The organism is Kluyvera sp. CHPC 1.2972 (assembly GCF_036759925.1).
In the GTDB taxonomy this organism is placed as follows: domain Bacteria; phylum Pseudomonadota; class Gammaproteobacteria; order Enterobacterales; family Enterobacteriaceae; genus Kluyvera.
Genome location: NZ_JAPKIB010000006.1, coordinates 192,764 through 211,408, shown reverse-complemented (window position 1 = coordinate 211,408; position 18,645 = coordinate 192,764). Strand labels below are relative to the sequence as shown.

Genomic DNA, 18,645 nt, shown 5'->3' with positions numbered 1-18,645 from the left:
TTACCGATCTGTTAGACGCGATAGCATGGTTTTATCGATGAATATCTGCTTATAGAGAGAGTAAAAGTGAAGCATCTTCAGCGCTTTTTTAGCAACGATGCCTCTGGTGGCATCATCCTGATTATTGCTGCGGTCCTGGCCATGCTGATGGCCAACATGGGCGCGACCAGCGGCCTGTATCATGCCTTTCTGGAAACGCCGGTGCAGCTGCGCGTGGGCGCATTAGAAATTAACAAGAACATGCTGCTGTGGATTAACGATGCCCTGATGGCGGTGTTTTTCCTGCTGATTGGTCTTGAGGTCAAACGCGAGATGATGCAGGGCTCACTGGCTACGCGTCGTCAGGCGATTTTCCCGGTCATTGCCGCGCTGGGCGGTATGGTGGTGCCTGCGCTGGTCTACCTGGCGTTTAACGCTCAGGACCCGGTCGCGAGCGGCGGCTGGGCAATTCCTGCGGCGACGGATATTGCCTTTGCGCTTGGGGTGCTGGCACTGCTGGGCAGCCGCGTACCGGCCTCACTCAAGATATTCCTGATGGCGCTGGCGATTATCGACGATCTGGGAGCCATCGTGATTATCGCGCTGTTTTACACCCATGATCTGTCGTTGCTGTCGCTGGCGATTGCTGCGGCTGCCATTGTGGTGCTCGCGATTCTGAATATGAGCGGCGTGCGTCGGACCGGTATCTATATTCTGGTGGGCGTAATCCTGTGGACGGCGGTGCTGAAGTCCGGTGTTCATGCCACCCTGGCCGGAGTGATTGTTGGCTTCTTTATCCCGCTGCGCGAGCAGAACGGTAAGTCGCCGGCGAAGCAGCTTGAGCACGTGCTGCACCCATGGGTGGCCTTTATGATCCTGCCGCTGTTTGCCTTTGCCAACGCGGGTGTCTCTTTACAAGGCGTCACGCTTGCCGGGCTGACTTCGCTGCTGCCGCTGGGTATCATCGCGGGTCTGTTTATCGGTAAGCCGCTGGGTATCAGCCTGTTCTGCTGGCTGGCACTGAAGCTCAAGCTGGCGAAGCTGCCGGAAGGGGCAAACTTCTCGCAGATTATGGCCGTTGGCCTGCTGTGCGGGATTGGCTTCACCATGTCTATCTTTATCGCCAGCCTGGCCTTCGGCAGCGTCGACCCGTCGCTGATTAACTGGGCGAAGCTTGGCATTCTGATTGGCTCGGTGATGTCGGCGGTCGTTGGATACAGTTTATTGCGTGCGCGTTTGAAGCCGCAGACGGCCTAAGCACAAGATGAAAATCAAAGGAGAGGAGAGCACAGGGCATGTCGCATATTAATTACAACCACCTTTACTACTTCTGGCATGTCTACAAGGAAGGCTCGGTCGTGGGGGCGGCGGAGGCGCTGTTCCTGACGCCGCAAACCATCACCGGGCAGATCAAGGCGCTGGAAGAACGGTTACAGGGCAAGCTGTTTAAACGTAAAGGGCGCGGGATTGAGCCGAGCGAGCTGGGTGAGCTGGTCTTCCGCTACGCAGACAAAATGTTCACCCTAAGCCAGGAGATGCTGGATATCGTTAACTACCGCAAAGAGTCGAACCTGCTGTTCGACGTCGGCGTGGCGGACGCGCTGTCTAAGCGGCTGGTCAGCGGCGTGCTGGATGCCGCAGTGGTGGAAGATGAGCAGATCCATCTGCGCTGCTTTGAATCGACGCATGAGATGCTGCTGGAGCAGCTGAGCCAGCATAAGCTGGATATGATCATCTCCGATTGCCCGATCGACTCTACGCAGCAGGAAGGGCTATTCTCGGTGAAAATCGGTGAATGCAGCGTCAGCTTCTGGTGCATGAATCCGCCACCGGAAAAACCGTTTCCGGCCTGCCTGGAGGAGCGTCGACTATTGATCCCAGGCCGCCGCTCCATGTTGGGCCGTAAGCTGCTGAACTGGTTTAACGTGCAGGGACTGAAGGTCGAGATTCTGGGTGAGTTTGACGATGCGGCGCTGATGAAGGCGTTTGGCGCGGCGCATAACGCTATTTTTGTCGCGCCAACGCTGTACGCGCATGACTTCTATGCCGATGACAATATCGTCGAGATTGGCCGGATGGACAACGTGATGGAAGAGTATCACGCGATATTCGCCGAACGGATGATCCAGCACCCAGCGGTGCAGCGTATCTGCCATCGCGATTATTCGGCGCTGTTTGCCGAACCGTTGATGTAACCGGTAGTTCCCCGGGGGCGGTGTTGCACACCTCGCCCGAGCTACAAAGGGTTGTAGCCCGGCCAAGCGAAGCGCCGCCGGGAAAATACCCAAATTACAGGCATAAAAAAACCCGCATTAAGCGGGTCTTTTTCAAAGCTGATAACAAGCGGGCGATTAAGCCAGTTTGTTGATCTGTGCAGTCAGGTTTGCTTTATGACGTGCAGCTTTGTTTTTGTGGATCAGACCTTTAGCAGCCTGACGGTCCACGATTGGTTGCATTTCGTTAAATGCTTTCAGTGCAGTAGCTTTGTCGCCAGCTTCGATAGCTGCGTATACTTTCTTGATGAAAGTACGCATCATAGAGCGACGGCTAGCGTTGTGTTTGCGAGCCTTTTCAGACTGAACGGCGCGCTTCTTAGCTGATTTGATATTAGCCAAGGCCAACTCCCAAATGTGTTCTATATGGACAATTCAAAGGCCGAGGAATATGCCCGTTTAGCCTTCTTTTGTCAATGGATTTGTGCAAATAAGCGCCGTTAATTTGACAACGCTGCATTACGTATTGATGGCGCAGGATTCTACCAGCTTGTGGGCGACGAATACAGTCCTTCCGGCACAAAAATCATGCGCGTCGGCCATATTTTCTTACCTTTCCAGCGGATGCTGATGAAAACATTCCTTCTTTCCGCCGTGAGGCGTAATCGCGGGTTAACGTGGCGGGTTGTACAAGGTATACTCTGACGATTTTCACTCTTTTGAGCCAGACATGAAGCTGATACGCGGCATACATAATCTCAGTCAGGCACCGCATGGGTGCGTGCTGACCATTGGTAATTTCGACGGTGTGCATCGCGGGCATCAGGCGTTACTGCAAGGCTTACGTGCCGAGGGCAGAGCGCGCGGTTTGCCTGTGGTGGTGATGATTTTTGAACCGCAGCCGCTGGAGCTCTTCGCGGCTGACAAGGCCCCGGCTCGCCTGACGCGCCTGCGCGAAAAGCTGCGCTATCTGGCCGAGAGTGGAGTGGACTACGTCCTCTGCCTGCGTTTTGACCGTCGCTTTGCGGCGCTGACCGCGCAGGACTTTATCAGCGAACTGCTGGTGAAGCGTCTGGGGGTGCAGTTCCTCGCTGTTGGCGATGATTTCCGTTTCGGCGCTGGTCGTCAGGGCGATTTCTTGTTATTACAGAAGGCTGGCGAAGATTTTGGTTTCGATATCACCAGCACCGAAACCTTCTGTCACGGCGGCGTACGTATCAGCAGCACCGCTGTACGTCAGGCGCTGGCCGAGGATAATCTCGAACAGGCCGAAAGTCTTCTTGGCCATCCGTTTATCATCTCCGGGCGCGTGGTGCACGGCGATGAACTGGGCCGAACCATCGGTTTCCCGACGGCGAACTTACCGCTGCGTCGTCAGGTGTCCCCGGTAAAAGGGGTCTATGCGGTAGAAGTCATGGGGCTGGGTGATAAGCCTCTGCCGGGCGTGGCAAACATTGGTACGCGCCCGACCGTTGCTGGCGTTCGTCAGCAACTGGAAGTGCATTTGCTCGACGTTGTAATGGACCTTTACGGTCGCCATATAGATGTAGTGCTGCGTAAAAAAATACGCAACGAGCAGCGATTTGCGTCGCTGGATGAACTAAAAGCGCAGATTGCGCGTGATGAATTAACGGCCCGCGAGTTTTTTGGGCTTTCAAACCCGGCTTAAATGCCTACGTAAATATACGGAACCGAGAATCTGATGAGTGACTATAAATCAACCCTGAATTTGCCGGAAACAGGGTTCCCGATGCGCGGCGATCTCGCCAAGCGCGAACCGGGAATGCTGGCGCGTTGGACTGATGATGACCTGTACGGCATCATTCGTGCAGCCAAAAAAGGCAAAAAAACGTTCATTCTGCATGATGGCCCTCCCTATGCGAATGGCAACATTCATATTGGTCACTCGGTTAACAAGATTCTGAAAGACATTATCGTGAAGTCCAAAGGGCTTTCCGGTTATGACTCTCCGTACGTGCCTGGCTGGGACTGCCACGGCCTGCCTATCGAACTGAAAGTTGAGCAAGAGTTTGGCAAGCCGGGCGAGAAATTTACCGCTGCCGAGTTCCGCGCGAAGTGCCGCGAATACGCCGCAACCCAGGTTGACGGTCAGCGTACCGACTTCATCCGTCTGGGCGTGCTGGGCGACTGGGAGAAGCCATACCTGACTATGGACTTCAAAACCGAAGCCAACATCATTCGTGCGCTGGGCAAAATCGTAGCTAACGGCCACCTGCACAAAGGCGCGAAGCCGGTGCACTGGTGCGTTGACTGCCGTTCTGCGCTGGCGGAAGCGGAAGTTGAGTATTACGACAAAACCTCTCCATCCATCGATGTGGCGTTCCACGCCGCTGACCCGGATGCGGTAAAAGCGAAATTTGGTGCCGCGAACGTGACCGGCCCAGTCTCCCTGGTTATCTGGACCACCACCCCGTGGACCCTGCCAGCGAACCGCGCTATCTCTCTGGCACCTGATTTCGACTACGCGCTGGTGCAAATTGACGGCCAGGCGCTGATTCTGGCAAGCGACCTCGTTGAGAGCGTGATGAAGCGCATCGGCGTGAGCGACTACACCATTCTGGGCACCGTCAAAGGCGCCGAGCTGGAACTGCTGCGCTTCACCCACCCGTTCATGGGCTTCGACGTTCCGGCTATTCTGGGCGACCACGTGACGCTGGATGCCGGTACCGGTGCGGTACATACCGCCGGTGGCCACGGCCCTGACGACTACGTGATCAGCCAAAAATACGGTCTGGAGATCGCTAACCCGGTTGGCCCTGATGGCGCTTACCTGGCAGGCACTTACCCAGAACTGGACGGCGTGAACGTCTTCAAAGCCAACGACAAAATCGTTGCGCTGCTGACGGAAAAAGGCGCACTGCTGCACGTAGAAAAAATGCAGCATAGCTACCCATGCTGCTGGCGTCACAAGTCACCGATCATCTTCCGTGCGACCCCGCAGTGGTTCGTCAGCATGGATAAAAAAGGCCTGCGTATTCAGTCTCTGAAAGAGATCGACCGCATCGAGCAGGAAGGCCTGGCGAAAGAAGATCTGAGCGGCTGGATCCCGGCCTGGGGTAAAGCACGTATCGAATCCATGGTGGCGAACCGTCCTGACTGGTGTATCTCCCGTCAGCGTACCTGGGGCGTGCCAATGGCGCTGTTCGTGCATAAAGACACCGAAGAGCTTCACCCGCGTACCACTGAACTGATGGAAGCGGTCGCTAAGTACGTTGAGAAAGACGGTATTCAGGCGTGGTGGGATCTCGACCCGCGTGAAATCCTCGGTGACGACGCAGACAACTACGTCAAAGTGCCGGATACCCTGGACGTATGGTTCGATTCCGGTTCAACCAGCTACTCCGTCGTCGATGCGCGCCCTGAATTCGGCGGCCACGCAGCTGACATGTATCTGGAAGGTTCTGACCAGCACCGCGGCTGGTTCATGTCCTCCCTGATGATTAGCGTCGCCATGAAAGGCAAAGCGCCGTATCGCCAGGTACTGACCCACGGCTTCACCGTGGATGGTCAGGGCCGTAAGATGTCTAAATCTATCGGCAACACCGTTTCTCCGCAGGACGTGATGAACAAACTGGGCGCGGATATCCTGCGTCTGTGGGTGGCATCTACCGACTACACCGGCGAAATGGCGGTATCGGATGAGATCCTGAAACGTGCTGCCGACAGCTATCGTCGTATCCGTAACACCGCGCGCTTCCTGCTGGCGAACCTGAACGGTTTCGATCCGGTAAAAGACATGGTGAAACCGGAAGAGATGGTGGTGCTGGATCGTTGGGCCGTAGGCTGTGCGCAAGAAGCGCAGGCTGACATCATGAAAGCCTACGAATCCTATGACTTCCACGAAGTGGTACAGCGCCTGATGCGCTTCTGCTCCGTAGAAATGGGCTCGTTCTACCTCGACATCATCAAAGACCGCCAGTACACCGCGAAAGCGGACAGCGTGGCGCGTCGTAGCTGCCAGACTGCGCTGTACCATATCGCAGAAGCGCTGGTTCGCTGGATGGCGCCGATCATGTCCTTCACCGCCGACGAAATCTGGGGCTACCTGCCGGGTAACCGCGAGAAGTACGTCTTCACCGGTGAATGGTACGAAGGTCTGTTTGGCCTGGCCGACAGCGAAGCGATGAACGATGCGTTCTGGGAAGAACTGCTGCAGGTTCGTGGCGAAGTGAACAAGGTCATCGAGCAGGCGCGTGCTGATAAGAAAGTCGGTGGTTCTCTGGAAGCGGCAGTCACCCTGTACGCCCAGCCAGAACTGGCGGCTAAGCTGAACGCGCTTGGCGACGAATTACGATTTGTCCTGTTGACCTCCGGGGCGACCGTTGCTGATTATGAAGCGGCAACCGCTGATGCCCAGCAGAGCGAACTGCTGAAAGGGCTGAAAGTGGCGCTGAATAAAGCCGAAGGCGAGAAGTGCCCGCGTTGCTGGCACTACACTCAGGACGTCGGTAAGGTGGCGGAACACGCAGAAATCTGCGGACGCTGTGTGAGCAACGTGGCCGGTGACGGCGAAAAACGTAAGTTTGCCTGATGAGTAAATCGATTTGTTCAACAGGGCTACGCTGGCTGTGGCTGGTTGTCGTCGTGCTGATTATCGATCTGGGCAGCAAATACCTGATCCTCCAGAACTTTGCTCTGGGGGAGACGGTTTCGCTGTTCCCGTCGCTTAATCTGCATTATGCGCGTAACTATGGTGCGGCGTTTAGCTTCCTGGCCGACAGTGGCGGTTGGCAGCGCTGGTTCTTTGCGGGTATCGCTATCGGTATCTGTATTGCGCTGGCGGTGCTGATGTATCGCTCGAAGGCCACGCAAAAGCTGAACAACATTGCCTACGCGCTGATTATTGGCGGCGCGCTGGGTAACCTGTTCGACCGTTTGTGGCACGGTTTTGTTGTCGACATGATCGATTTCTACGTCGGCGACTGGCACTTTGCTACTTTCAACCTGGCCGATACGGCAATCTGTATCGGTGCAGCGCTGATCGTGCTGGAAGGTTTCCTGCCGAAAAAGCAGGCATAGTTCCGTGATTTTCCCGGCGTCGCTTTGCTCGGCCGGGCTACTCCAGTCTGTAGCCCGGCCGAGCAAAGCGACGCCGGGGAGTCTCAACGGTGCACTATTTTATAACAATAATCGTCATTCCAATGTCGTAAGATAAAAGGCTGTCCCTGCATGTCTAACTCGATTCAAAGCAATAGTGCGGTGCTGGTGCACTTCACGCTGAAACTGGACGATGGCTCTACCGCAGAGTCGACCCGTAACAACGGCAAACCGGCGCTGTTTCGTCTGGGCGATGCCTCCCTGTCTGAAGGGCTGGAGCAGCATCTTCTCGGCCTGAAGGCCGGGGACAAAAAATCCTTCTCTCTGGAGCCTGACGCGGCGTTTGGTATTTCCACGCCAGATCTTATCCAGTATTTCTCCCGCCGCGAATTTATGGATGCGGGCGAACCGGAAATCGGCGCTATCATGCTGTTCACCGCAATGGACGGCAGCGAGATGCCTGGCGTGATCCGCGAGATTAACGGTGACTCCATCACGGTTGATTTCAACCACCCGCTGGCGGGCCATACCGTTCATTTTGATATTGAAGTACTGGAAGTCGATCCGGTACTGGAGGCGTAACATGCAGATCCTGTTGGCCAACCCACGCGGCTTTTGTGCAGGCGTTGACCGCGCTATCAGCATTGTTGAAAATGCGCTCGCCATCTATGGCGCGCCAATCTACGTTCGTCACGAAGTTGTGCATAACCGCTACGTGGTGGATAGCCTGCGTTCACGTGGCGCGATCTTTATCGAGCAGATTAGCGAAGTGCCGGACGGCGCTATCCTGATCTTCTCCGCCCATGGTGTCTCTCAGGCCGTGCGGAACGAAGCGAAAAGTCGTGACCTGACGGTCTTTGACGCGACCTGCCCGCTGGTCACTAAAGTGCATATGGAAGTGGCGCGCGCGAGTCGTCGTGGTGAAGAGTCGATTCTTATCGGCCACGCCGGTCACCCGGAAGTTGAAGGCACGATGGGCCAGTACAGCAATCCGAAAGGGGGCATGTACCTCGTTGAGTCGCCGGAAGACGTGCTGACGCTCGATGTCAAAGACGAAAGCAAGCTGTCGTTTATGACTCAGACCACGCTCTCGGTGGATGATACCTCCGACGTTATCGATGCGCTACGCCAGCGCTTCCCGAAAATCGTTGGCCCGCGCAAAGATGATATTTGCTACGCCACCACCAACCGTCAGGAAGCCGTGCGATCGCTCGCCCAGCAGGCTGACGTGGTGCTGGTCGTTGGGTCGAAGAACTCTTCCAACTCCAACCGTCTGGCCGAACTGGCGCAGCGGATGGGTAAAGCGGCCTATCTGATTGACGATGCGTCTGACATTCAGGAAGCCTGGGTTAAAGAAGCGGCCTGCGTTGGCGTCACCGCCGGGGCATCCGCGCCGGATATTCTGGTGCAGAACGTCATTGCTCGCCTGCAATCGTTAGGCGGCGGCGAGGCGATAACCCTTGAAGGCCGCGAAGAGAACATCGTCTTTGAGGTGCCGCGTGAACTGCGTGTGGATGTTCGTGAAGTCGAATAAATTAATTCTCCCGCAGATGTGAAAAAATGCCAGGCTTAACGTCTGGCATTTTTTATGGAGAAATCATGCGACTGCCTATCTTCCTGGATACCGATCCCGGTATCGACGATGCTGCGGCGATTGCCGCCGCGCTGTTTGCTCCCGAGCTGGATCTCCAGCTTATGACCACCGTCGCCGGCAACGTCTCTGTCGAGAAAACGACTCGAAATGGCCTGCAGCTGCTGCATTTCTGGGAGGCGGATGTGCCGCTGGCGCAGGGCGCGGCCGCGCCGCTGGTTCGTCCACTGCGCGACGCCGCATCGGTGCACGGTGAGTCCGGCATGGAGGGCTATGATTTTGTCGAGCATAACCGCCAGCCGCTGGCAAAACCGGCATTTCAGGCAATCCGCGATGCGCTGATGCTGGCGTCGGAACCCGTCACGCTGGTTGCCATTGGTCCGCTGACCAATATCGCGCTGTTGCTGACGCAGTACCCCGAATGCCGCTTCAATATTCGCCGCCTGGTGATTATGGGCGGTTCCGCCGGTCGCGGTAACTTTACGCCGAACGCCGAATTTAATATCGCTATCGATCCGGAAGCGGCGGCGCTGGTGTTCCGCAGCGGTCTGGAGATTGTGATGTGCGGTCTGGACGTCACCAACCAGGCGACACTCTCGCCGGAATATCTGGCCTCGCTGCCCGCGCTGAATAAAACCGGCGGTATGCTCCATGCATTGTTCAGCCACTACCGCAGCGGCAGTATGCAGAGCGGCCTGCGCATGCACGATCTATGCGCGATTGCCTGGCTGGCGCGTCCGGCGCTGTTTACCCTGCAAAGCTGCTACGTCGCCGTTGAAACGCAGGGGCAATTTACCGCTGGGACAACGGTCGTGGATATTGAAGGGAAGCTCGGCCAGCCCGCTAACGCGCAGGTGGCGCTGGGGCTGGACGTTGAAGGCTTCCGCCAGTGGGTGGCGGAGGTTTTTGCATTAGCGCCATAAGCGTTTACCAGGGGACGGTGTTACCGCGAAAATCGAGGTACTCTAGCCCGGGACGCTGCTGTTTTTCCAGCAGCACGTTCACCAGTGAGGGAATGGTCTCGGCGATGGTGTAAGGGGCATCAGGGCCGCCTAAATCGGTCTTGATCCACCCCGGTGCCATGGTCACCATTGGCCGGCTTTGCATGGCCGGGCGTGCGGCAACGCTGCGCATAAACATATTTAGCGCCGCCTTACTGCCGCGATACAGTTCCCGCTGCCCGTTTTCGTTATTAGCAATACTCCCCTGTCCTGAGGACATCACGCCAATCAGTCCTCCGGTGGTAACCTGTGGTTCTAGCTTCTCAATCACCCGCATCGGGGCCAGCGCGTTAGTCAGCATTATCTGCATAAACTCTTCCGTTGTAATATCTCCGATGCCCTGAGAAGGTTCGCGATTGGTGGTACCGGCGTTCACAAACAGCATATCGATGCGCTGGCCTTGCAGGCGCTGCGCCAGCGCGGCTATCTGCTCCTCGTCGCAAATATCCAGCAGCTCAATACGCACGCTGCCCGGATGCTGGAGCGCCAACTGATGTAAAGGAGTAGCGGGTGCCAGTTGACGTACGGTGCCAATCACATTCCAGCCATGACCGATAAACGCCTCTGCCATTGCCTGCCCGAGGCCGCGTGATGCGCCAATGATGAGTACGGTTTTTGCCTGCATGGGGGTATCTCCTGCGGTAATACGGATGAGTTGCAGAAAATATAGGTGCATTTCATATACGGCGGAAGACGCAGCATCTACAGTAATAACCTGCACCAAACGCCTTATCAAAAAGAGATGACATGACGGAACCTGATTTCAATCTGCTGGTGGCGCTTGATGCGCTGCTCAGTGAAGCGAGCGTGGCTGGTGCGGCGCGCCGTTTGGGGCTGAGCGCCTCGGCGATGAGTCGCACCTTGAGTCGCTTACGTGCGGCGACGAACGACCCACTGCTGGTGAGAGCGGGAAGAAAGATGGTGCTTACGCCACATGCGCAAGCGATTCAGGAAAGGGCTAACAGCGCAGCGCTGGAAGCACGTCAGGTGCTCAGCCCGGCGCTTTCCGCGCTGACGCTACCGACGCTGGAAAGAACCTTCATGCTGCGCACCAATGAAGGTTTTGTTGAAACCTTTGGCGCCCGTCTGGTCGCCGCGGCAGCAGCGGAAGCGCCTGGTGTGCGTCTCTGTTTTGTCGCCAAACCGGAAAAGGAGTCTGCACCGCTGCGTGAAGGGCGGGTGTGCCTGGAGATTGGCGTGCAGAAGGAGATGGGGCCGGAGATCCGTTTGCAGGCGCTGTTCCGGGATCGCTTTGTCGGCGTAGTGAGAAAAAACCATCCGCTGTTGGCCAGTACGCTGAGCGCTGAAGTGTACGCGCGCTGGGGGCATGTGGTGGCTTCGCGTCACGGCAGTGGGCAAGGGCCGGTTGATGAGGCATTGGCAGCGCTAGGACTATCGCGCTGCGTGGCGGCGATTGTGCCGGGGTATACGGCGGCGCTGGCGGTTGTGCAGGATACTGACCTTATTGCGCAGGTGCCATTATCCTGGTTTGCGGGGCTACAGAACCGTATTGGGGCTGAGCGGTATCGATCATTTACGCTGCCGGTAAAGACGCCTGAGATTACCGTCTCACAGATGTGGCACCCGCGTATGGATGCCGACCCCGCACACCGCTGGCTGCGGCGTTTGCTGCTCAGCGTTTGTCAGTCATAGCGCTGCGGCAGCTTCTCGCTCAGATAATCAATCATCGCCCGCATTCTGGCGGGCATATGCTGGTTACGCGTCCATAACAGCCACAGATCGCCGCTGTAGTCGCTGATAAACTCCCACTCCGGCAGTACCTGCACAATCTCACCGTTAGCCAGCGCTTCCCGCGCGGTAAATAGCGGCAGGCTGCCGATACCAAGATGGTTTTTCACCGCGTCTAGCCGCACGCCGGTATGGTTGGCGGCGTAGCGTCCGTGGGTCTGAATCGTCTCGCTCTTCTCGCCAAGTCGGAATTTCCAGCGTGCATCGGCGGGTGTTTCGCCGAGGCTGATACAGCTATGGTGGCGCAATGCCTGCGGCGTGTCGGGCGTGCCGTGCTGACGCAAATACGCCGGGGTAGCACAAATCACATGGCTTACCGGCATCAACGCTTTGCCGTACAGGCCGGGGGAGGGGGACTGGCTGATGCGCAGCGCCAGGTCGACACCGTCGTCAATCAAATCCATATAGCGGTCTTCCAGGCGCAGGCACACGTCGACATCCGGGTAGCGCTTAAGAAATTCGGCCATTAGCGGGTGAATCACAAAATGCCCCACCGCTTTCGGCACGCTAACGGTCAGCTTGCCTTGGGCTACCTGCTGGCGACTACTGCCGGAATCCAGCGCCATCTGCGCGGCATTCAGCATCTCCTGCGCGTGTTCGTACACCATTTTCCCCGTCTCGCTCAGCGCCAGCTTGCGGGTGGTGCGATGCAGCAACCTACTGCCCAGCGCCTGCTCCAGGCGCGACACGCTGCGGCTAATAGCGGAAGGCGTGGCTCCAGCGGCTTTTGCCGCCGCGGTAAAGCTACCCTGGTCGATAATCAACACAAAGGTGGCAAGGTCGGGTAGAAGGTTAGGGTTCATTTGTGCGTACCAGGCAAAGATGCATTGAGTGAGAGCAGGATTATCGCCGTTGATAAAGTGAATATACTCTTCTCATTAAGAGGAGAACAACCATGACTGAACGTCTTTATTACACCTGCGATGATACTGAAGGCCGGGCTAACGTACTGAGCTGTACGCCTGAGCCGGACGGGCGGTACGCGGTGGTGCTGGATAGCACGCTGTTTCACCCGCAGGGCGGCGGGCAGCCTGCCGACGTGGGCTGGATTGATGATGAACCGGTTGAAGCGGTGCTTGCGCGCGGTGACGACGTGCTGCATATGGTGGCAAAACCGTTATCCTCCGGGGCAGTGAATCTGCGTGTGGATGCGGCGCAGCGCAAGCTGCACGCTCGGCTGCATTCTGCGGGGCATCTGATCGGCCTGGCGGGGACAGAGTACGGCTGGCATCCGATCAAAGCGCACCATTGGCCCAATGAGGGGCGTATTACTTTCGCCGCGGAGGACAACGCCACGTTGCCGGATGCGCCGTCGCTTCTGGCGAAAATCAGCGCCTGGCAGGCGGAAAATCTCGCCCGTCAGGTGACGTTCGCTGACGGACTACGACAGGTTGGCTTTGGCCATCTCCCGGCTTACCCGTGTGGAGGAACGCACGTTGCCCATCTTTCTGAGATTGGGCCGGTCACGATTACCCAGGTGAAGATGAAAAAGGGGCAGATGATCGTCAACTACACGCTGGGATCATAGTTCTGGAATCTTGCCGCGATAGATGCGCTCTGGCCTGCCGACTTTGCCATAGCTGATCTCCGCCTCCAGCTGATCGTTCTTCACGCCTTGCTCCAGATAGCGTCTGGCGGTGGTCTTACTGCTGCCGAGGATCCGCGCTAACGAGTCGGCGGTGTGCACCGTGCGCGGGTCGGAAAATATCTGCAGTACGCGGTTGAAGGTGTTTTCATCGATACCGCGCAGCCCTGAGGAGGGCTCCGCTATCTGCTCTTTGGCCTGAATATTAAAAAGTGCATCAACGTGGGTTTGGTTCGCCTGCTCACTGGAGCGTAACGAGCCACGATAGCGGGCAAAGCGTTCCAGCGTATGCTGTAATCGCTGGTAGTGCACTGGCTTAATCAGATAATCAAACACCCCCAGTCGCAATGCTTCGCTGATGGTATCCATATGGTTATCGGCGGTGAGAAATATAATCCGCCCGGTGTACTGTGTGTTGATCGTATGGCGAATTAAATCAATGCCTTTACCATCGGGTAGGAAGTTATCCAGCAGGATCAGATCGGGTTGATACAGGCGAATCTGCTTTTTGGCGCTTTCCACTTTATCGGCCACGCCGATGACCTGAAATTGCGGTGACTGCTTGATGGTATCCACCAGTATTTCCGCCAGCATCGGCTCATCTTCAATAATCAGCGTCGTAATGCTATCCATGATGTTCGTCTCTGGTAAAGGGTAGGTAGAGGGTAAAAATGGTGCCGTAAGGGCTATTGTTATCAATAATAATGTTGCCGTTAGCCTGCTCGACGTAGCTGCGAACTAACCATAAACCGATGCCGTGATCGCCGCTGTCACGGCTGGTCACGCCGCGTTCAAAAATATGCTGGCGGATATCTTCATCAATGCCGATACCCTGATCGGCGACTTCGATGATCACCTCGCTGCCTTCGCTGTTGATCAGACATTCGATCTGGCGTGCGCCCGCCTGATTGAGCAGGGTGGCGTTGTAGGCATTATCCAGTAAGTTGCCGACAATGGAGATCCATTCGTTATGAGAGAGTGATAGCGGTAGCTGCTCGACGTAGCAGGCGGGGTCGAAAACCAGTTCCAGACCCAGCTCCTTCGCGCGGTAATATTTGCCAATCAGTAAACCGGCGAGGTGGTGGTCTTTAAAGTTGTGGGCAATAAAATCGAGCACTTTCTGGTGGCTCTCAGACTGCTGCTGAATTAGCGCCAACGCGTTATCGTAGCGCTTGAGGAAAAGCAGCCCGGCGATGGTGGAAATCAGGTTGCGGTGCTCGTGCTGAACGGCGCGCAGGTTGTCGGCGTACTGCTGAATCTGGCTTAATTGCAGGCTGAGGGTGTTGATATCATCTTTGCTGCGAAAGCTGATTACCCATCCCTGCGGCTGGCTGTCTAAGATAACGGCCATGCGGCTGGCAATCACTTTGACGTCATTAAACGTCACAATCTCATCTTTTTTGTTCTTCTGCTGCGCATCATAAAAAAAGGTTTCAGGCGTCACCACGCTATCTATTGCTTGCCCAATCAGCTCGGCCTCTGGCTGGCTAAGGTTCAGCATTCGCCGTGCCGTCTGGTTAATGGCGGTAATGCGGTGAAACGAGTCGATAGCGATAAGCCCCTCAAAAACCGACTCAAATAATACGCTTTGCTGGATGAGCAACTGCGAAAGCTGCTGCGGCTCCATATTCAACATCTGTTTTTTAATGTGCAGGGAAAACCGTCTGGCACAGTAGAGGAGCAATAGCAGTAAGACGGCCATGGGAAACATAAACGATCCAATCTGGAGATTGAGCCAGTTTTCCAACTGATCGATGGTATAGCCGACGGACACGATGCCAATGACCTTGCCGGTTTGATCCTGAATAGGCGACTTGCCGCGCAGCGATGACCCTAACGATCCTTCACGAACGGAGACGTAGCTTTTGGCATTAAACAGCGCCTCATCGCTGTCTCCCCCTTCCATATATTTACCAATCTCATCGGGATTCACATGGTAAAGGCGCTGGCCTTTTTCGTCTCCAACCGTGATGTAAGTGGCATCGGAAAACGATCGCATTGGGTCGATGAGCGCCTTTATCCGCGCAAGATCGTTGTGCTGCACGGCTTCAACCAGTTCGGGCATTGCCGAGATCTGCATCGCCTGAATCAGCGCGCGCTGGCCGACCTGATAGTGCAATCGGTCTTTAGTGATGTTGGTGAGGTACCAGGACATCGCCAGCATCACCACCGTTGAGGTAAATAAGATCAGCAGAAAGATGCGATTCTGGAAGGAACATCGGGAAAACCACAGGGCCATTTTTCGGATAAACATAGGGAGGTGTATATATTTAAAAAGGAGATATTCCGACATTCGGGACATACGGTTCCTGAGCCAGTTCATATTTGCTTTTTTTTCAGATTACATTGGGATGAAAATGGGATACGCCACGCGTATCCCAACGTAAATTACATCGCCATTACGTACTTCAGCATCACGCCTGCGGCTATCGCCGAGCCAATCACCCCGGCTACGTTCGGCCCCATGGCGTGCATCAGCAGGAAGTTCTGCGCGTCCGACTCCAGCCCTACCTTGTTCGAGACACGTGCCGCCATCGGCACTGCCGAGACCCCCGCCGAGCCGATAAGCGGATTGATTTTGTTCGCGCTGAACAGGTTCATCAGTTTCGCCATCAGTACGCCAGCCGCCGTCCCGATGCCAAACGCAATCACCCCCAGCAGCAGAATGCCCAGCGTCTGCGGCTGCAGGAATTTATCCGCCACCAGCTTCGCCCCCACTGACAGCCCGAGGAATATCGTCACGATATTAATCAGCCCGTTCTGCACCGTGTCGCTCAGACGCTCCACCACCCCGCTTTCCCGCATCAGGTTGCCGAAGCAGAACATCCCCAGCAGTGGCGCTGCGTCCGGCAGCAGCAGCGCTACCAGCAGCAACAGCACCACCGGGAAAAGAATTTTCTCCCGCTTGCTGACCGTACGCAGCTGCACCATGCGGATTTTCCGCTCCGTTTCGCTGGTCAGCAGCTTCATAATCGGCGGCTGAATCAGCGGCACCAGCGCCATATAGGAGTAGGCCGCCACCGCAATCGCCCCCAGCAGTTCCGGGGCCAGCTTGCTGGAGAGGTAAATCGCCGTCGGGCCATCCGCGCCGCCGATGATGCCAATCGCCGCCGCCTGCGGCAGGGTGAAGGGGATGATGCCGAAGTAGTTCAGCGTCAGTGCACCCAGCACGGTGGCGAAGATGCCGAACTGCGCCGCCGCGCCGAGCAGCAGGGTGCGCGGGTTCGCCAGCAGCGGGCCGAAGTCGGTCATCGCGCCGACGCCCATAAAGATAACCAGCGGCGCCACGCCGGAGCCAATCGCCACTTTGTAGAACAGCGCCAGCACGCCCGGCGTGTAGCCCATGTCCACCGCCAGATTCTCCATCTGGCTCTGCACTGACGGCAGCGCCAGCGCTAACGCCTCTTTAATGGCGTGTACGTCCGCCGCGCAGTTGAGCTTCGCTGCAATCACCGCCAGCTGTCCGGCGTCGTGATGGGCCAGCAGGCTCTCCAGCGCGGTCAGCGCCATGCCCGCTTCCGGGATGTTGGAGAGCAGGCCGCCGAAGCCAATCGGCAGCAGCAGCAGCGGCTCAAACTTCTTCGCAATCGCCAGCCACAGCAGCAGCAGGCTGACCAGCAGCATGATGGCCTGGCCGGCGCCAAGGTGCATCAGCCCCATGCCCTGGAACAGGGCGTTCAGACTTTCCATTCGTCCTCTCCGTTATGCCAGCGTCATCAGGGTGTCGCCGACCGCGACTGCATCCCCGGCTTTCACCGCAATGCCATGCACCGTTCCGGCCTGCGCAGCGCGGATGTCGGTTTCCATCTTCATCGCTTCCAGAATCAACAACACGTCGCCTTCCGCCACGTGCTGGCCTTCGGTCGCCACCACTTTCCAGATGTTGCCTGCCAGCGGGGCGGCAACCGGAGTACCTGCGCCCGCCGGAGCCGGGGCTGCAACCGGCGCGGCGGTCGTGGTTGTCAGCTGGCTGATATCGCCGCCGTCACTGACCTTCACCACAAAGGCTTTACCTTCCACTTCCACGGTGTAGATACCGGCGGAGGATGGTTTTTCTGCCGGGGCGGGCTTCGCGCGCTCCACCTGCGGCAGCGGTTCAAACGCCGCCGGGTTGTGGCGATTTTCGAGGAACTTCATGCCCGGCTGCGGGAACAGCGCCACGGTCAGCACGTCGTCGATGGCGTTATCCGCCAGCGGAATCCCCTTCTCCTGCGCCTGACGGGTGATGTCCGCTTCCAGCGCCGCCAGCTCCGGCTTCAGCAGGTCCGCCGGGCGGCAGGTGATGGCCTGCGCGCCGTCAAGCACCTTCGCCTGCAGCGCGGCGTTCACCGGGGCCGGGGAGCGGCCGTATTCACCTTTCAGAATGCCCGCCGTCTCTCTGGCGATGGTTTTGTAGCGCTCGCCGGTCAGCACGTTGAGCACCGCCTGGGTGCCGACAATCTGCGAGGTCGGGGTCACCAGTGGAATAAAGCCGAGGTCTTCGCGCACGCGGGGGATTTCCGCCAGCACCAGGTCAAGCTTGTCCGCCGCGTTCTGCTGCTTCAGCTGGCTTTCCAGGTTGGTCAGCATCCCGCCCGGCACCTGCGCCACCAGAATGCGGCTATCATAGCCTTTCAGCTGGCCTTCAAAGGCGTGGTATTTCCTGCGCACCTCGCGGAAATAGGCGGCGATATTTTCCAGTTTGTTAATGTCGAGCCCGGTGTCATGGGCAGTGCCGGCCAGCGTGGCGACCAGCGCTTCGGTAGCCGGGTGGCCGTAGGTGGCGCTCATCGAAGAGATGGCGGTATCCACACCGTCAACGCCGGCTTCAATGGCTTTCAGCAGCGCCATCTCCGCCATCCCGGTGGTGGCGTGGCAGTGCAGGTGCAGCCGTACGTCGTAGCGTTTTTTGATTTCGCTGACCAGCTCATAGGCCGCCATCGGGGTCAGGATGCCGGACATATCTTTGATAGCGATGGAGTCAACGCCGGTTTCCAGCAGCTGTTCGGTCAGGTCCAGCCAGGTCTGCAGGGTGTGCACCGGGCTGGTGGTGTAGGAGAGCGTGCCCTGGGCATGCGCGCCGTGGCTGCGCACCGCCTGCAGGGCGGCTTTCATATTGCGCGGGTCGTTCATGGCATCGAAAACGCGGAACACGTCCATGCCGTTTTTCACCGCCCGCTCGACAAAGCGCTCCACCACATCGTCGGCATAGTGACGGTAACCGAGCAGGTTCTGCCCGCGCAGCAGCATCTGCAGCGGGGTCTTCGGCATGGCTTTTTTCAGCTCGCGCAGGCGCAGCCACGGGTCTTCGCCGAGGAAGCGGATGCAGGCGTCAAAGGTGGCGCCGCCCCAGCATTCGAGCGAGCCGTAGCCGACGTCATCAAGCTGAGCGGCAATGGGCAGCATGTCATCAAGGCGCAGACGGGTGGCAAACAGGGACTGGTGGGCGTCGCGCAGGACGACATCGGTAATCGCGAGAGTCATGGTTCC

At 57.3% G+C, this 18,645-nt stretch carries 17 protein-coding genes; 10 read left to right on the top strand and 7 right to left on the bottom strand.

The features are described 5' to 3' along the window. Positions 1–66 precede the first annotated feature (66 nt). Positions 67–1,236, top strand: coding sequence for a Na+/H+ antiporter NhaA (nhaA, locus tag V6944_RS12510; protein ID WP_333499185.1), 1,170 nt, complete (start codon positions 67–69; stop codon positions 1,234–1,236). A 38-nt stretch (positions 1,237–1,274) separates the two neighbouring features. Then, entirely contained in the window at positions 1,275–2,174 is a 900-nt protein-coding gene (gene nhaR / locus V6944_RS12505; protein ID WP_333499184.1) for a transcriptional activator NhaR, read from the top strand. 156 nt (positions 2,175–2,330) lie between these two features. Here the strand turns inward: nhaR and rpsT are convergent, their stop codons facing one another. Continuing rightward, positions 2,331–2,594: a 30S ribosomal protein S20 gene (gene rpsT / locus V6944_RS12500; protein WP_003018940.1), complete on the bottom strand. Its 264-nt coding sequence runs from the start codon at positions 2,592–2,594 to the stop codon at positions 2,331–2,333. 328 nt (positions 2,595–2,922) lie between these two features. Between rpsT and ribF the strand changes: the two genes are divergently transcribed. From ribF to rihC, 6 genes are all read left to right on the top strand, one after another. Continuing rightward, complete coding sequence (ribF, locus tag V6944_RS12495) at positions 2,923–3,861, top strand: bifunctional riboflavin kinase/FAD synthetase (RefSeq protein WP_333496038.1); 939 nt, start codon at positions 2,923–2,925, stop codon at positions 3,859–3,861. Between the two features lie 33 nt (positions 3,862–3,894). Further along, the gene (gene ileS, locus V6944_RS12490; RefSeq protein ID WP_333499183.1) at positions 3,895–6,744 is read left to right on the top strand and encodes an isoleucine--tRNA ligase; all 2,850 of its coding nucleotides are present in this window, start codon (positions 3,895–3,897) and stop codon (positions 6,742–6,744) included. Further along, positions 6,744–7,232, top strand: a complete 489-nt coding sequence (lspA, locus tag V6944_RS12485; protein ID WP_333499182.1) for a signal peptidase II — start codon at positions 6,744–6,746, stop codon at positions 7,230–7,232. The genes ileS and lspA overlap by 1 nt, the downstream gene beginning before the upstream one ends. A 150-nt stretch (positions 7,233–7,382) precedes the next feature. Further along, a complete protein-coding gene (gene fkpB / locus V6944_RS12480) occupies positions 7,383–7,832 on the top strand; it encodes an FKBP-type peptidyl-prolyl cis-trans isomerase (RefSeq protein ID WP_064547280.1) in 450 nt (149 codons plus the stop codon). A gap of 1 nt (position 7,833) precedes the next feature. Continuing rightward, on the top strand, positions 7,834–8,784 hold the full coding sequence (gene ispH / locus V6944_RS12475; protein ID WP_333499181.1) for a 4-hydroxy-3-methylbut-2-enyl diphosphate reductase: 951 nt from the start codon (positions 7,834–7,836) through the stop codon (positions 8,782–8,784). A gap of 65 nt (positions 8,785–8,849) precedes the next feature. Further along, a complete protein-coding gene (gene rihC / locus V6944_RS12470; protein ID WP_333499180.1) occupies positions 8,850–9,764 on the top strand; it encodes a ribonucleoside hydrolase RihC in 915 nt (304 codons plus the stop codon). A gap of 4 nt (positions 9,765–9,768) precedes the next feature. Here the strand turns inward: rihC and V6944_RS12465 are convergent, their stop codons facing one another. Next, entirely contained in the window at positions 9,769–10,467 is a 699-nt protein-coding gene (locus tag V6944_RS12465; RefSeq protein WP_333499179.1) for an SDR family NAD(P)-dependent oxidoreductase, read from the bottom strand. 122 nt (positions 10,468–10,589) lie between these two features. Here V6944_RS12465 and V6944_RS12460 point away from each other — a divergent pair, with 122 nt between their 5' ends. Further along, positions 10,590–11,495, top strand: coding sequence for a LysR family transcriptional regulator (locus V6944_RS12460; protein ID WP_333499178.1), 906 nt, complete (start codon positions 10,590–10,592; stop codon positions 11,493–11,495). Here V6944_RS12460 and V6944_RS12455 read toward each other — a convergent pair. Continuing rightward, positions 11,486–12,394 (bottom strand): LysR family transcriptional regulator, encoded by a 909-nt coding sequence (locus V6944_RS12455; protein ID WP_333499177.1) that lies wholly within the window; start codon positions 12,392–12,394, stop codon positions 11,486–11,488. The two genes, V6944_RS12460 and V6944_RS12455, sit on opposite strands and share 10 nt — an antisense overlap. 92 nt (positions 12,395–12,486) lie before the next feature. Between V6944_RS12455 and V6944_RS12450 the strand changes: the two genes are divergently transcribed. After that, positions 12,487–13,119: an alanyl-tRNA editing protein gene (locus tag V6944_RS12450; RefSeq protein WP_333499176.1), complete on the top strand. Its 633-nt coding sequence runs from the start codon at positions 12,487–12,489 to the stop codon at positions 13,117–13,119. Here the strand turns inward: V6944_RS12450 and citB are convergent. From citB to oadA, 4 genes are all read right to left on the bottom strand, one after another. Further along, positions 13,114–13,809, bottom strand: coding sequence for a citrate response regulator transcription factor CitB (gene citB / locus V6944_RS12445; protein ID WP_333499175.1), 696 nt, complete (start codon positions 13,807–13,809; stop codon positions 13,114–13,116). The genes V6944_RS12450 and citB overlap by 6 nt on opposite strands. Next, positions 13,802–15,430 (bottom strand): citrate sensor histidine kinase CitA, encoded by a 1,629-nt coding sequence (gene citA, locus V6944_RS12440; protein WP_333499174.1) that lies wholly within the window; start codon positions 15,428–15,430, stop codon positions 13,802–13,804. Before citA ends, citB begins: the two co-directional genes overlap by 8 nt. 134 nt (positions 15,431–15,564) lie before the next feature. Next, the gene (locus tag V6944_RS12435) at positions 15,565–16,866 is read right to left on the bottom strand and encodes an oxalacetate decarboxylase subunit beta (RefSeq protein ID WP_333499173.1); all 1,302 of its coding nucleotides are present in this window, start codon (positions 16,864–16,866) and stop codon (positions 15,565–15,567) included. 12 nt (positions 16,867–16,878) lie between these two features. Beyond that, the gene (gene oadA / locus V6944_RS12430; protein ID WP_333499172.1) at positions 16,879–18,639 is read right to left on the bottom strand and encodes a sodium-extruding oxaloacetate decarboxylase subunit alpha; all 1,761 of its coding nucleotides are present in this window, start codon (positions 18,637–18,639) and stop codon (positions 16,879–16,881) included. Positions 18,640–18,645 lie beyond the last annotated feature (6 nt).

Excerpts from the sequence above, each read along its gene's own strand:
- citB (WP_333499175.1), bottom strand. The coding sequence starts at position 13,809 with ATGGATAGCATTACGACGCTGATTATTGAAGATGAGCCGATGCTGGCG.
- rihC (WP_333499180.1), top strand. The coding sequence starts at position 8,850 with ATGCGACTGCCTATCTTCCTGGATACCGATCCCGGTATCGACGATGCT.
- V6944_RS12450 (WP_333499176.1), top strand. The coding sequence starts at position 12,487 with ATGACTGAACGTCTTTATTACACCTGCGATGATACTGAAGGCCGGGCT.
- V6944_RS12465 (WP_333499179.1), bottom strand. The coding sequence starts at position 10,467 with ATGCAGGCAAAAACCGTACTCATCATTGGCGCATCACGCGGCCTCGGG.
- V6944_RS12460 (WP_333499178.1), top strand. The coding sequence starts at position 10,590 with ATGACGGAACCTGATTTCAATCTGCTGGTGGCGCTTGATGCGCTGCTC.
- citA (WP_333499174.1), bottom strand. The coding sequence starts at position 15,430 with ATGTTTATCCGAAAAATGGCCCTGTGGTTTTCCCGATGTTCCTTCCAG.
- V6944_RS12455 (WP_333499177.1), bottom strand. The coding sequence starts at position 12,394 with ATGAACCCTAACCTTCTACCCGACCTTGCCACCTTTGTGTTGATTATC.
- oadA (WP_333499172.1), bottom strand. The coding sequence starts at position 18,639 with ATGACTCTCGCGATTACCGATGTCGTCCTGCGCGACGCCCACCAGTCC.
- ispH (WP_333499181.1), top strand. The coding sequence starts at position 7,834 with ATGCAGATCCTGTTGGCCAACCCACGCGGCTTTTGTGCAGGCGTTGAC.
- nhaR (WP_333499184.1), top strand. The coding sequence starts at position 1,275 with ATGTCGCATATTAATTACAACCACCTTTACTACTTCTGGCATGTCTAC.
- V6944_RS12435 (WP_333499173.1), bottom strand. The coding sequence starts at position 16,866 with ATGGAAAGTCTGAACGCCCTGTTCCAGGGCATGGGGCTGATGCACCTT.
- lspA (WP_333499182.1), top strand. The coding sequence starts at position 6,744 with ATGAGTAAATCGATTTGTTCAACAGGGCTACGCTGGCTGTGGCTGGTT.
- fkpB (WP_064547280.1), top strand. The coding sequence starts at position 7,383 with ATGTCTAACTCGATTCAAAGCAATAGTGCGGTGCTGGTGCACTTCACG.
- ileS (WP_333499183.1), top strand. The coding sequence starts at position 3,895 with ATGAGTGACTATAAATCAACCCTGAATTTGCCGGAAACAGGGTTCCCG.
- ribF (WP_333496038.1), top strand. The coding sequence starts at position 2,923 with ATGAAGCTGATACGCGGCATACATAATCTCAGTCAGGCACCGCATGGG.